The sequence below is a fragment of the Streptomyces sp. NPDC006430 genome (assembly GCF_040612395.1).
In the GTDB taxonomy this organism is placed as follows: domain Bacteria; phylum Actinomycetota; class Actinomycetes; order Streptomycetales; family Streptomycetaceae; genus Streptomyces.
This window is the reverse complement of sequence record NZ_JBEXQA010000018.1, coordinates 1-13,368: the sequence shown is the minus strand read 5'-3', so window position 1 is coordinate 13,368 and position 13,368 is coordinate 1. Positions and strand designations below refer to the sequence as shown.

Annotated in this window: 5 protein-coding genes and 1 pseudogene; 4 read left to right on the top strand and 2 right to left on the bottom strand. The window is 71.7% G+C overall.

What is annotated here, in order from left to right; all coding sequences use genetic code 11:
• Positions 1 to 28 precede the first annotated feature (28 nt).
• Positions 29 to 298: pseudogene (locus tag ABZZ20_RS23695) on the bottom strand (transposase); the annotation flags it as partial.
• 745 nt (positions 299 to 1,043) lie between these two features.
• Here ABZZ20_RS23695 and ABZZ20_RS23690 point away from each other — a divergent pair.
• Together ABZZ20_RS23690 and ABZZ20_RS23685 are read left to right on the top strand one after the other, a co-directional pair.
• A complete protein-coding gene (locus ABZZ20_RS23690) occupies positions 1,044 to 4,376 on the top strand; it encodes a right-handed parallel beta-helix repeat-containing protein (RefSeq protein ID WP_356872642.1) in 3,333 nt (1,110 codons plus the stop codon).
• A 94-nt stretch (positions 4,377 to 4,470) separates the two neighbouring features.
• Positions 4,471 to 5,685 carry a S8 family serine peptidase gene (locus ABZZ20_RS23685; RefSeq protein ID WP_356872641.1) on the top strand — a complete coding sequence of 405 codons (1,215 nt, stop codon included), beginning with the start codon at positions 4,471 to 4,473 and terminating at the stop codon, positions 5,683 to 5,685.
• A 233-nt stretch (positions 5,686 to 5,918) separates the two neighbouring features.
• Here ABZZ20_RS23685 and eccCa read toward each other — a convergent pair whose 3' ends face one another.
• Positions 5,919 to 9,902 (bottom strand): type VII secretion protein EccCa, encoded by a 3,984-nt coding sequence (eccCa, locus tag ABZZ20_RS23680; RefSeq protein ID WP_356872837.1) that lies wholly within the window; start codon positions 9,900 to 9,902, stop codon positions 5,919 to 5,921.
• 206 nt (positions 9,903 to 10,108) lie between these two features.
• On the opposite strand from eccCa, the gene eccD reads away from it, so the two are divergent.
• Positions 10,109 to 11,509: a type VII secretion integral membrane protein EccD gene (gene eccD / locus ABZZ20_RS23675; protein WP_356872639.1), complete on the top strand. Its 1,401-nt coding sequence runs from the start codon at positions 10,109 to 10,111 to the stop codon at positions 11,507 to 11,509.
• 33 nt (positions 11,510 to 11,542) lie between these two features.
• A complete protein-coding gene (gene eccB, locus ABZZ20_RS23670) occupies positions 11,543 to 13,081 on the top strand; it encodes a type VII secretion protein EccB (protein ID WP_356872637.1) in 1,539 nt (512 codons plus the stop codon).
• Positions 13,082 to 13,368: the final 287 nt, after the last annotated feature.

Sequence of the window (13,368 nt, the reverse complement as noted above, 5' to 3'; positions counted from 1 at the left end):
GGCCCGTGTGAGGTTGTGGTCGGTCGTCCTTCACGAGGTCGTCGATCCAGACTGTTGCGGCGCGGAGGTGGAGGCCGGCGAGGTAGCTTTCGGGCGACTTGCCATAGCGGGTGACGATCCCTCGCCAGGCCTTCCAGTCTGTCGATCAGGCGTTCGACGGTGTTCCGTTCCTTGGAGAGACCGGCGTCGTGAACTGACGGACCGGGCCGCCTCTGGACCCCTTCTTCTTCCGGTTGGCAGCCTGGTCCTTCTTCTCAGGAATGACCGCCTTGATGTTGCGCTTGCGCAGCCAGTGTTGTGGCCGGAAAGGTTCACCGACGCGCGACAGAGCCCGCCGTGCTGCCCGCGCCGACGATGCCGCCGCCACGACCGAGTCCGGGGCCGCCCGATCACGTGACCGTGCTCCCGCCCGCCGAGCCCCCGGAATCCGCTTCGTACGCGGAAGCGGTTCTTCGCCCGCTGGCGCCGACACTGACTTTGTGGCCCTCGTGAGCCCCAGCCGCTCCGGTGTCACGCGTTACATCGGCCGTGACGAACGCGACCGTCCCCTTCCGGTGCGCTCATGTCCGGAAGGGACGATCAGTCTGCCCCTCTGACCCCTTTCGCGGCCGACTGCTCACGAGGCGCTGGTGGGCGCCGTACGGTGTTGTTCGTTCGGCCGCCCCAGGCTAGTCCCCCGGTCTCAGGGCGGCCGTTGTCGGCCGGCATCCCCGGGTCCCACCCTCGAACCCTCGGAGCGCGCGCCGCATGCCAACTCGTGCCGCGTGGCCAGCAGGCAGTCCTGCGTACCGCCGTGGTGCATCGGCCGTCTCACCGGCCGTCCTCCAATGTCAGCGGCTTCCAGAACTGTGGGGCGCGGTTGTGTGAACTCGGTGTCGAAACGAGCCTCGGTGCCACGGTGTCAGACCTGGACGCCGAGGGCCGTGCGGTGCTGGTGGACGGTGGCGCCCCGGTCCCATGCGACGGGCTGAGCGTTGCGTGACGGCGCCGCCAGGCATTCGGGGGCTCGTGGCCCTGCAGGGCCACACGAAGGAGGAACGCGCTTGTCACGCCAGATACTTACGGTCAGCCCGGAGGGGCCCGACGGCTTTCGGACGATCGGTGAGGCGTTGGCCAATGCGCGCAGTGGCGCGGTGGTCAGTGTGGCTCCGGGGACGTACGCGGAGAGCCTGACCATCACCACCCCGGTCACCATCGTGGCGGAACAGGCCCGCGGCAGCGTGCAGATAGCCCCGCGCCGTGGAAGTGCGCTGGTACTCAAGGCCGAAGCGGCCATGCTCACCGATCTGGTGTTGCGCGGACGCGACGAGGAACTGCCGGTCATCGACGCGCCGCGCGGACAGGTGGCCATGCAGGGCTGCGAGATCACCGGCTCCGCCTGGACGGCTTTGCTCGCCCGGGCCGGCGGCTCGCTGGCCCTGCGGGACTGCCGGGTCAGTAATCCGGGTGGCGCCGGAGTGGTGGTGACGTCCACGGTGGAGAGTTCCCTGGAGTCCTGCACCATCGAACACCTCGGCACCTCCGGCGTGGTCATCGGCGAACGAGGCCGGATCACCCTGCGCGGCTGCGTCGTCCGCGACGCCCGTGGCAACGGTGTACTTGCCAACGGAGAGGCCCGGGGGTCGGTCGAGGAGTGTGACATCTCCTCGACCGACAAGCCCGCCGTAGCTCTGGAGGACAACAGTTCAATCCGGGTGCTGCGCACCGTGGTGCACGACACCAGCACGGGAGTCCAGCTCGCGAGCCAGGCCGCTACGGAACTGGAGGATGTGCGTGTCACCGGCACTACCGGCGTCGGCATCGTGGTCAGCGGCGGCAGTGACCCGGTGGTCCTGCGTTGCCGTACGGCACGTACCAAGAGCCATGGCCTCCTGGTCACCGACCGCTCCCGGGGGACCTACGAGGACTGCTGGCTGGACGCGGCTGAGGCCCCCGCCCTCCGGGTGAACGGACACGCCTCTCCCGTCCTGGTCGGCCTGACCGTCCGCGACTGCGCGACGACCGCGGTACTGCTGGAGGAGGAGTCGGCCGCCGAACTGGACCGGCTCGATGTCACCGACGCCCTGGGAACCGGCGTCTCCATCCGCACCGGAGCCAACCCGCTCGTCAGACGCGCCCGCATCAACGCGCCGCGCGGCCACGGCGTGGAGGTGCTGAAGGACGGCCGGGGCCGGCTGGAGGACTGCACCATAGAGCGGCCCGGCGGTTGCGGCATCAGGGCAGAGGACGACGGCAACGTGTACGTCGGGGGCGGAGCCGTCCTCGCGCCCCGCGCGAGCGGCCTGTCGATCGGCGGCGACGGCATCATGACGGTGCGGGACCTGGAGATCGCCGAGGCCGAGGAGTCGGGCGTGATCGTCGAGGGAGGCGGGGAGATGACCGCCACCCGGCTCCGGGTGGCCCGCAGCGGGCGCCACGGCATCCTGGTCTCGGACGGCGGACGCGGCTCGTTCAACTCCTGCGAGATCGGCGGCAGCGCGGACGATGGCCTGCGCGTCGACTCCACCGACCCGGTCTCCGTGGTCAACTGCACCGTCCGGGACAACGGCGGCGGCGGCCTCGTTCAGTCCCAGCCCGGTGAGCGGCTGGCCGTCGACGGACTGACCAGTACCGGCAACGGCAAGCGGGACGCCTGGGGCTCCGCCGGGCCCGACGGCGCGGGCGCGGCCGGGCAGGGTGGCGCCGAGGGCGAGGATGCCCGGCTCGTCAGAGCGGACGGACCCCTCGCCGCCCTCGACGCACTCATCGGCCTGGACAACGTCAAGCAGCAAGTGCGTACGCTGGTCAACCTCACCCGTATGGCCCAGCGCCGCGCCAAACTCGGCATGCCCGCCCCGCCGATGGGCCGGCACCTGGTGTTCGCGGGCCCACCCGGCACCGGTAAGACCACCGTGTCCCGGCTGTACGGGGCGATCCTGGCCGAACTCGGTGCCCTCCGTTCGGGACACCTCGTCGAGGTCTCGCGGGCCGATCTGGTGGCGCAGGTCATCGGTGGTACGGCCATCAAGGCCACGGAGGCATTCAACCGGGCCCTCGGGGGCGTGCTGTTCATCGACGAGGCGTACACGCTGCTTTCCGACGGACGTGGCTCCGGCGCCGACTTCGGCAGGGAAGCCGTCGACACCCTCCTCAAGCTCATGGAGGACCACCGCGACGACGTGGTTGTCGTCGCGGCGGGCTACTCCGCCGAAATGGAGGCGTTCCTGGCGTCCAACCCCGGTCTGGCATCGCGGTTCTCCCGGACCGTGGAGTTCGAGAACTACGCGGTGCCCGAACTGGTGGCGATCGTCGAGAGCATGTGCGCCGGTCACCAGTACGAACTCGGCGACACCGCCCGTAAGGCCCTCGCCGCGCACTTCGAGCGGATACCCAAGGACGCGACCTTCGGCAACGGCCGCGCAGCCCGCCAGGTGTTCGAGCAGATGGTCGACCGCCAGGCGTCCCGGCTGGCCACGCTCACGGACATGACCGACCAGGACCTCCAGCTGCTGCTTCCCGAGGACATCGGGGAGGAAGCCGCTCGTGAGGCCACCGGTGAGGCCGTCGGCAGCCCGGACGGTGATCCGCTGGCGCGGCTGGGCGACCTGGTGGGCCTCGCGGCCGTCAAGCGCGACGTCACGGACCTCGTCAACCTGTTGTCCGTCACCCGCCACCGGGAGGCCGCCGGGCTGCCCGCACCGCGCATCAGCAACCACCTGGTCTTCACCGGTCCGCCGGGCACCGGAAAGACCACGGTCGCGCGGCTCTACGGCGAGCTGCTGGTCTCACTGGGCGTGTTGCCACGGGGCCAGCTCGTGGAGGTGGCCCGTGCCGACCTCGTCGGGCGGTACGTCGGTCACACGGCGCAGCTCACCCAGGAGGTCTTCGAACGGGCTTTGGGCGGAGTGCTGTTCATCGACGAGGCATACACACTCACTCCCACCGGTCCGGGTTCCGGATCGGACTTCGGGCAGGAGGCGGTGGACACACTGCTGAAGCTCATGGAGGACCACCGCGACGAGGTGGTGGTCATCGTCGCGGGCTACACGGAGGAGATGGAGCGCTTCCTGACCTCCAACCCGGGTCTTTCCTCCCGCTTCTCCCGGCGGGTGGAGTTCGCCGACTACTCCTCGGACGAACTGGTCACCATCGTGCGCCAGCACGCGGTCACCGCCGGATACGAGTGCGTGCCGGGCACCGGACAGGTGCTGCGCACGTACTTCGAGTCGATTCCGCGTGACCGGGCCTTCGGCAACGCGCGACTCGCCCGCCAGGTGCTGGAAGGCATGATGACGCGTCAGGCGGGCCGGCTCAGCGCGATGGCCGCCCCCGGACTGGAGGACCTGCGTCTGCTGCTTCCCCAGGACGCGCTGCCCGGGAAGGCGATGTTCCGGTGACCCGAGTCCCACAACGGCCTCCGTTCCCACCCCGGCCCCGGAGCGGGGCCCGTAGGGGCCGTTCCGCGCCCGTTCCGTTCCGAGGATGAACACCATGCGCCGCCCCAGGCTCCACCACGCGTTGCCGGCCCTTGTCACCGTGCTCTGCGCGCCCATGGTGGTGCTCGGGGCGGCATCCCAGGCCGGCGCCGCGTCAGGGGACTCCGTGCAACTGCCCGTGATTCCGTCCCGGCTGGCGTCCGGCGCCTCCTGCACCGGTGGCTCCGACACGGTGGCCGAGGCCGTGCCCTGGGAGCAGCAGAACCTGCAGCTGGCCCGGAGCCGGCGGTTCGGTACCGGTGCCGGGGTGACCGTGGCCGTCGTGGACACCGGGGTGTCGCTCAAGGCACCCGCTCTGGCGGGCCGGGTCACCGCCCTGGGCGGCGCGGGCGACGACTGCGTGGGCCACGGCACTTTCGTGGCAGGGCTGATCGCCGCCGCCCCCGTGGACGGCGTCGGCTTCTCCGGAGCGGCCAGGCAGGCACACGTCGTGGCCGTGCGGGGCACGGACGAACGGGGTGCAGCGACCGACGCCACGGTCGCGGCCGGCATCAGCGCGGCGGTGGACGCAGGGGCCAAGGTCATCGCGGTCTCCCCGGCCCTGACGCAGACTTCCTCCCGCCTTCACGACGCCGTCTCCTACGCGGCCCGCCTAGACGCGCTGATCGTGGCCGCCGCGGTACCCGACGCCGCCAGGGACGGTACGCCCTCCGCCCCGCCGCCGGGGGACTACTGGCCGGCGGCCGAATCCGGCGTCCTGTCCGTCGTCGACGTCGACGTGCGGGGGCAGCGCCCGCAGGGCGCGTACACGCCCCGGCACGCCGACCTTGCGGCGCCGGGCGACGGCGTGATGAGTGTCGGTCCCAGTGGCCAGGGCCACTTCATCGGCTCCGGAGCGTCTCTGGCTGCGGGTTACGCCGCTGCGGCAGCCGCCATGGTACGGTCCGCCCACCCCGGCCTGTCAGCCGCTGAGACGGCACGCAGACTGATCACCACTGCGTACCCGGCGGGCGTGCCCCGCCTCGACCCGTACGGTGCGCTGACCACGGTGCCGGGCGCGTCCCCCGAACCCGCGGCGCAGGCCGGCGGTTCCCGGCCGGTGCGCCTAGAAACGGACGAGGCGGGCGCCCGCGCGACGCGACGCGCCCTGCTGTCGGCGGGTGCGGGCGCCGGACTGCTCCTGGTGGTCACCTGGGCCGCCGTGGCCGTCCCGAAGGGCCGCGCCCGCAGGTGGCGTCCGGCCGGGAACGAGGCGTCGCCGCCCGACTGAGGGCACATGCGACCGCCGCCGGACGGGCCGCCCCCTTCACGCACGGCGCCCGCACGGCGCCCGCTCGACCCCCGTCCGTAGGGTCTGTGCCGGACGACGGTGGCTGTACGGCGAGGGACGCGCCGGTGGGGCCGAGGCGCCACCCGTCCGGGACGGACGAGGACGCCGCGGCCCCACCGCGGCCGGACCAGAGGGCATCCCCACGGCCCGGCCGTTCCCCGCCGGGCCGGAGGTCATTCCCCGCCCGGTTCCTCCCCGCCCGCTTCCACCACGCTCGGCTCGTCCTCGTCCGGCTCGTCCAGCAGGGCAGTCTGCATGAGAACGGCCTTGCGTCGGGCAATGTACTGCGCCCGGCCGGGCGGCAGGTTGCGCGGCTTGACGTTGCCGAAGACGTAGCCCTCCGAGGACGGGCAGGACATCAGCACGCCTGGGGTGTTGACCTCGTCGAGGCGCCTGAGCAGCTGGTCGTTCATGCCCCGGGCGGCACCGGTCGCGGACCGCATGACCACCATGTGCAGCCCCACCTCGTGCCCCAGGGTGAGATGCTCGAAGAACGCGTCGAAGGGGTGGGATGCGGCGAGGCCGCCGCCGACCATGTCGTAGTCGTCGACGAGGACGAACAGCCTCGGTCCCTCCCACCAGTCCGCGAGGCGCATCCGGGACGGAGTGATGTCCGGCCCCGGTACCCGGGTACTGATGGCCCGGGCGGAACCGCTCACCAAGTTCCGCAGGGCGTCGAGCGACACCGCGTGCCCGATCCGGTACGCCTCCGGTATCGCCTCGACCAGCGTGCGACGGTAGTCCACCACCAGGATGCGGGCCTCGCTGGGGCTGTAACGGGCGGTGATCGCCGAGGCGACCAGCCGAAGCAGGTTGGTCTTGCCGCTCTCCGTGTCGCCGACGCCGATCAGGTGAGGCGTACGGCCGAAGTCGTGCCACACCGGCGAGAGGGTGTCCTCGTCGAGACCCAGCGGAACCCGCAGCCCGTCCGTCAGTTCCGGTTCCGGCAGCTCCGAGACGGGCAGCCGGTGCGGCAGCGTCCGTACGGGCGGCGCGGAGGGGCCGGGCCAGCACCCGGCGACCCTTTCCACCAGAGCGGCCACGCCCTCGGTGAGGTCGTCGGCGCTCTCCCGGCCGTCAATGCGGGGCAGCGCCGCCAGGAAGTGCAGTTTTCCGTCCACCGTCAGGCCACGGCCCGGACTGTGCGGCACCGTCTTCGCCTTGCGAATGTCGACCACCGAGTCCATGGCGTCGCCCAGCCGCAACTCCAGCCGGGTGGCCACCTGGTCACGCACCTGGCTGGACAGCTCCATCCAGCGTGCCGTGGCGACCACCAGGTGGATGCCGAAGTTCAGACCCCGGGCGGCGAGCTGGTTGACGGTGGGGACCAGCGTGTCGAAGTCCTGGCGCAGGGTGGCCCACCCGTCCACGACCAGGAAGATGTCACCGTGGGGCTCGTCCTGGAACTCGCCGGCCGCGCGACGCCTGCGGTAGGTCGCCATCGAGTCGATGTTGTGGCTCAGGAAGAACTGCTCACGCTGGTTGAGGAGGGTGTTCACCTCGGTCACCGTACGGTTGATCCGCTCGGCGTCGAGCCGGTTCGCCACGCCACCGACGTGAGGCAGCCCAGCCAGCGAGGCCAGCGTTCCGCCTCCCAGGTCCAGGCAGTAGAACTGCACCTCGCGAGGGGTATGGGTGAGTGCGAGGGCGGTGATCAGGGTGCGCAGCACCGTCGACTTCCCGCTCTGCGAGCCACCCGCGACCGCGACGTGCCCACCGCTGCCCGCGAGGTCCACGACGAGCGGCTCGCGGCGCTGTTCGAACGGCTTGTCCACCACACCGACCGGCACCTTCAGCCGGCCGGTCCCTGGCCAGCCGGCGCAGACGAGTCCGCGCTGCGGGTCCTCGGACAGGCCGGGCAGCAACCCGTCGAGGCTGGACGGCAGGTCGAGCGGCGGCAGCCACACCTGGAGGGCCGGCGGTCCGGCGCCGAGCAGGCGCTCCACGGCCAGCGACAGCAGGGTGGCCGCGTTCTCCTCCTCCGCTTCCATCTCCGTCTCCGTCTCCGGGTCGGGCTGCGGGGCCGGTGCCCGGGGCACCACGAAGTCCGCCGTCCACGGCACCACCTGGCTGGCGACCCGCGCCTGGACCACCGCGCCCCGGCGCGACCGGTACACGCCCGACACGTACGCCGCCCGGAACCGGGTGAGTTCCTCCACGCCGCTCTTCAGGAAACCGGCGCCCGGCTGCGACGGCAGATGGTAGGCGTCCGGGACCCCCAGCACCCCGCGGCTCTCCATGGCCGAGAAGGTGCGCAGACCGATGCGGTACGACAGGTGGCTCTCCAGCTGGTGCATGCGCCCCTCGTCCAGGCGCTGCGAGGCGAGCAGCAGATGCACACCGAGGGACCGTCCCAGCCGCCCGATCATCACGAAGAGTTCCATGAAGTCCCGGTGCGCGGCGAGCAGTTCGCTGAACTCGTCGACCACGACGAACAGGCTCGGCAGCGGCGCCAGCGGCGTTCCCGCGGCACGCGCCTTCTCGTACTCGAGGGTGGAGGAGTAGTTGCCGGCCGCTCGCAGCAACTCCTGGCGGCGCATCAGCTCGCCGTGGAGGGCGTCCCGCATGCGCTCCACCAGGGCTGCCTCGTCCGCCAGGTTGGTGATCACCGCCGAGGTGTGCGGCAGGCCGTCCAGGCCCAGGAAGGTGGCGCCGCCCTTGAAGTCCACCAGGACGAAGTTCAGTGTCTCCGAGGAGTTGGTCAGCGCCAGAGCCACCACGAGGGTGCGCAGGAACTCGCTCTTGCCCGAGCCGGTCGCGCCGATCAGCATGCCGTGCGGGCCCATGCCGCCCTGCGCCGCCTCCTTGATGTCCACCTCGACCGGGGCTCCGTCGGCGCCCACCGCGACCGGAACCCGCAGCCGGGCCGCGCCCGTGTTGCGCCGCCACAACGCGCCCGGTTCGTGACGGTGCAGGTCGGAGATCCCCAGCAGGGTCGTCAGCTCCATGTCCGTGCTAAGCGGCTCGACGGCGTCGGCGGTCAGACTCATCCGGTACGGCGCGAGCATCCTGGCCAGCGCCCCGGCTCCGGCCAGGCCGACCGAGTCGGGGCGGCCCAGCAGGGTCGACTGTTCCTTGCGGCTGCGGTCGGTGCGCACCAGCCGGACCCCGTCCGGCCGCACGTCCAGCCGCAGCGTGGTACGCCCCGGACGCCAGCGCAGGGCCTCCGACAGGTCGAGTACGACCACGTTGCGGAAGCCCGCGCCGTCGATCCGGTGGCCGACGGGCACCTGGCCTCCGTCCACCACGATCACGGTGAACGGCTCGTCCCGGCCGGGCACGGCCTCGGGGTCGAACCCCGGCCGCTCGGTGAACTCCGCGCCGAGCAGGCCCTGCAGACCGTTGAGCTCCGACGACACCCTACGGACCGGTCCCGCGCCGTCCTGCTCGTGCGGGTGCAGGTTGTGCGGCAGCCACTTGACCCAGTCCCACTCCGCCCGGCGCTCGTCGCTCACGCACAGCGCGATCCACAGGTCCTCCGGGGCGTGGAACACGGCCAGTTGGCACAGCGCCGCCCGCACCAGGGCGCGGACCGCCGCCTCGTCGCCGCGCAGCAGCACCCGGGCCCAGGACCGCAGGTACAGCGCGATCGGCTGATCAGGCACCGTGCTGTAGGCCCGCATGAACCGGCGCAGCGCGTGTGCGCACATGGGGTCGAGGTCCTCCACGGGCTTGGCCGACACCGGGGACAGCTGCATCGCCAGTTGCTGATCCCCGACGGCCACCCGCACCTCGGCGAAGTCGTCGTCCCTGGTGCGCCGCTCCCACAGCCGTGTCGTCCGCACCATCGAACGCAGCGTGCGAGGCGCGGGATGGCGCCATGCTAGCGCCAACTGCTGCTCGATGACCGCCCGGTGGACCTTGCGCCGGGTCTGTGACAGGTAGCGTAGATAGTCCCGACGCTCGCCGCGCAAGCGCTGTTTTCGCTCGCCGCTCTTGCGTATCACCTGGCCGACCATCATGACCGCCGACCCCAGGACCATCACGCCCGTCGCCACGTAGGTCAGTGCCCCTCCGCCCCCTCCGGGCCGGAGGTACGCCAGCATCATGGAGCCGGACATCATCCCCATCGGCAGATAGGTCCATACCGCCGAACTGTCCGGAACTGCTTCCGGCAGGGTCGGTGGCTCTTGGAGGGCCAATTCGCCCTCGGGCATTTCTGGCCCGCGCCTGCGGGCAGGGCGGCGGAAGAGGATGGCACTCAAGAATTGGGCTCCCTAACCGTGGCACGCGACCATGAGTCGGGCCAAGAGCAATAATCCCCCGGCGTTCACGAATACTTCGGGGTGTCAGTAGTCTGCATGCGTTCAACTCCCAATACCAAGCTCGCGGATGAAATTCCCGGGAAGGCGTGGTCTCTGCAATGACTGACAGCTCGGGGGCGGCCCTGTGCAATCTCACCGTCCGTACCCCCGCCAAGACCGTGGATCTGGCGGTTCCCGCCGACGTGCCCGTGGCCGACCTCCTGCCGACCCTGTTGCGCTATTCCGGCGACGATCTGGAGGAGAACGGCCTGGACCACGGCGGATGGGTGCTGCAACGACTGGGCGAGGGCCCGCTGGACGACGAAGGCACCCTGGAGTCCCTCGACCTCAAGGACGGCGAGGTCCTCTACCTGCGTGCTCCCGCCGATGCGATGCCCGAGGTGCGGCTCGACGACCTGGTAGACGGGATCGCCGAGGTCACGCGCGAGCGGCTGCACGGCTGGAGTCCGCAGGCCGGCCGCCGCCTGCTCCGGGGCGCCGTGGCGGTCTGCGTGCTGACCTCCCTGGTGGTTCTGGCCTGGCCGGAAGGCCCCGTTCTTCCCCGCGCCGTGATGGCGGCCGTGGCCGGACTGCTGCTGCTGGCCGGGGCGGCCACGGCCAGCCGGGCGGTGGGGGACGCGGCAGCCGGCGCGACGCTCGGCTTCCTGGCGGTGCCCTGCCTGGCGCTGGCCGGCTGGCTGCTGCCCGGCGGCGCGATCTCCGGCCCCGACGCCCACCATGTGCTCGGCGCCCGGCTGCTGGCCGCGGCGGCGGCAGCCGCCGGAGGGGCCGCGCTGGCGGTGGCCGCGGCGGCTGTGTACACCCCGCTCTTCGTCGCCACCGCGACGGTCGCTATCGCCTCGGCCGCCGCCGGGGCCCTGATGAGTGTCTTCGATGTGCGGGAGGACGGCGCAGGCGCCGCGGCGGCCGCGGCAGCCGTCGCCCTCGGCGGCTTCGTACCGGCCCTGTCCTTCAAGCTCGCCGGAATGCGGATGCCCCCCTTGCCCACGAGCCCCCAGCAGCTGCAGGAGGGCATCGACCCCTACAGCGGCAGCGACGTCGCCACCCGGACCGAACTCGCCAGCAACTGGATGACGGCCCTGTACGGGGCGACCGGCGCCGTCTGCGCCGGCTGCCTGGCTGCCCTCGTCCAAGCGCCCGGTCTTCCCCAGGTGCTGACCGCGGGCACGCTGTCGCTGCTGTTGTTGCTGCACGGGCGCGGCATGGTCAACGTGTGGCAGCGTCTGGCCCTGGTGCTTCCGGGCCTGTGGGGGGCGGTGCTGCTGGCTGTCGCTACCGCGGCCCGGCTGTCCCCCGCCGACCGTCCGGCGCTCGCCATGACGCTGCTGGCGCTCGCCGCTGCGCTGGCCGTCGCCTCCTGGACGGTGCCCGGCCGGCGAATGGTGCCGTACTGGGGCCGCGCGGCCGAACTACTGCACTCACTGCTGGCGATCGGCCTGCTGTCGCTGACGCTGTGGGTGCTCGGCGTCTTCGGTGCCCTGCGGGCGATCAACGGCTGACCGGCCCAGAGAACCGGAAGGAAACACGATCCCATGCAGTCCAAACGCGACCAGGTCCAGGCCCATACCTTCGCCATGGGCAGGCTCACCTCCGGCATGCTGCTCGCCGACCCCGACGCCCCGGAGAGCCCGCTGGCCCGCACCACCCGGGGTACGGTCATCGGCGTCGTCGTCGCCGTGATCATCGCTGCGGGCGCGGCGGTGTACGGGCTGGTATCGCCCGGCGGCAACACCTCGTGGCGGACCTCGGACACCCTGATCGTCAACAGGGACACCGGCGGCCGGTACCTGTACCTCGACGGTCGCCTCAGGCCGGTACGCAACTACGCTTCCGCCCTGCTGATCGGGGGGCGGAAGCTGAAGACCACCGATGTGCGCGCCGCCTCACTGCGCGGCACGCCCGTCGGGACCCCGGTCGGCATACCCGGCGCCCCGGACTCCGTACCGGCGGCGAAGGACCTCGACGGCGGCGCCTGGCAGGTCTGCTCCGCCCTCGGCTCAGCGGGGACCGCTGCCACCACTCTCGTCGCCGGAGCCCCCGGGGAGGGTCGGGCGATGGCCGCCGACCAGGCGATCCTCGTGATCGGCCCGGACAAGACCACGTACCTGGTCTGGCAGGGCAGCCGGCTCCGGCTCGACACGGCCTCCGGCGCGGCCGTCTCCCTCGGCTACGGCTCCGTGACCCCGCGCCCGGTGTCCGCCGCGTTCCTGGACGCCCTGGCCCCCGGTACGGACCTCGCACCGCCCGCCGTGGCGGGCCGGGGCACTGTCGGGCCGTCGCTGGGCGGCGCGCAGAGCACGGTGGGCCGGGTGTACGTGGTGCGGGTGCCCGGGGTCGCCCCGAAGTACTACCTGCTCCAGAAGGAGGGACTGGAGCCCCTCACGGCCACCGGTGCGGCCCTCGTCCTCGGCGACCCGGTCACCCGCGAGAGCGCCTACGCCGGCCACTCGCCCGAGGCCGAGCCGCTGGGCGCCGACGTCCTCGGAAAACATCTGGCACCCGGGGATCGGGCCAAGTCCGCAGCCCCCGAGGCTCTCCCGGAGTCCCCGCCCCGGGCGGTCGGCGTGCCGGAGGGCATGGCGCTCTGCGCCCACGTGCGCTCCGTGGACGCAGTGGTCCGCATCAGCACCGTGCTGGTGCCCGGCGGTTCGCTGACCCCGGTGACCCAGGCGACGCCGGGGGACTCGGCGGAGGCGTGCCTGCCGGTGGACGCCGTCGTGGTCCGGCCGGGCCGCGGCGCCCTGGTGCGGGCGCTGGGCGCGGGCGGCACGGCCGTGGGTGACACGACGTACTTCGTGGCCGAGGACGGCGTGAAGTACCGGGTGCCCTCCGGCGGCGCGCTGAAGGCACTGGGGTACGCGGACTCGGACGCGGTGAGGCTGCCCTCGCCGCTGCTGTCCATGCTGCGGTCGGGACCGGACCTGGACCTGGGCGCAGCCGCGGGCGGCGGTACCCCGACGATCGCGCCCCCAGCCTGCGGGAAGACCTCAGGAGGGGCGAACGGCCCTTCGTCGCCCACCGGGAAGGCTCCGGTGGAAGGAAGCAAGTCCCCGTCTCCCGCGGCCGGGTGAGGAGCGGGGGGTTCGGCGCGGGGTGATGTACGAACGGGCACATTTCCAGGGACCTTTTGCTCAGATGTTCCTCGACTGAGCGCTACCGAGGAATTTGAGCCATAAGCTCGTGCCAACCTTTCCCGCAGGGCGGTCCATGGCGGCACCGGCAGTGGCGGTACGAGGAGGAAGTACTGATCCGACATGGCGATTCAGGCCTCTAAGCCCGTGAATGACATGCTGTTCGTTTTGATCGGCGAGAAGCTGATTCAGGCTAATGAGGATCTGGCTCGTGGGAGTCATAAACC

What these genes read in the sequence shown, in the direction of transcription:
- ABZZ20_RS23685 (WP_356872641.1), top strand. Translation starts at nt 4,471, where the DNA reads ATGCGCCGCCCCAGGCTCCACCACGCGTTGCCGGCCCTTGTCACCGTG.
- eccCa (WP_356872837.1), bottom strand. Translation starts at nt 9,902, where the DNA reads ATGCCCGAGGGCGAATTGGCCCTCCAAGAGCCACCGACCCTGCCGGAA.
- eccD (WP_356872639.1), top strand. Translation starts at nt 10,109, where the DNA reads ATGACTGACAGCTCGGGGGCGGCCCTGTGCAATCTCACCGTCCGTACC.
- eccB (WP_356872637.1), top strand. Translation starts at nt 11,543, where the DNA reads ATGCAGTCCAAACGCGACCAGGTCCAGGCCCATACCTTCGCCATGGGC.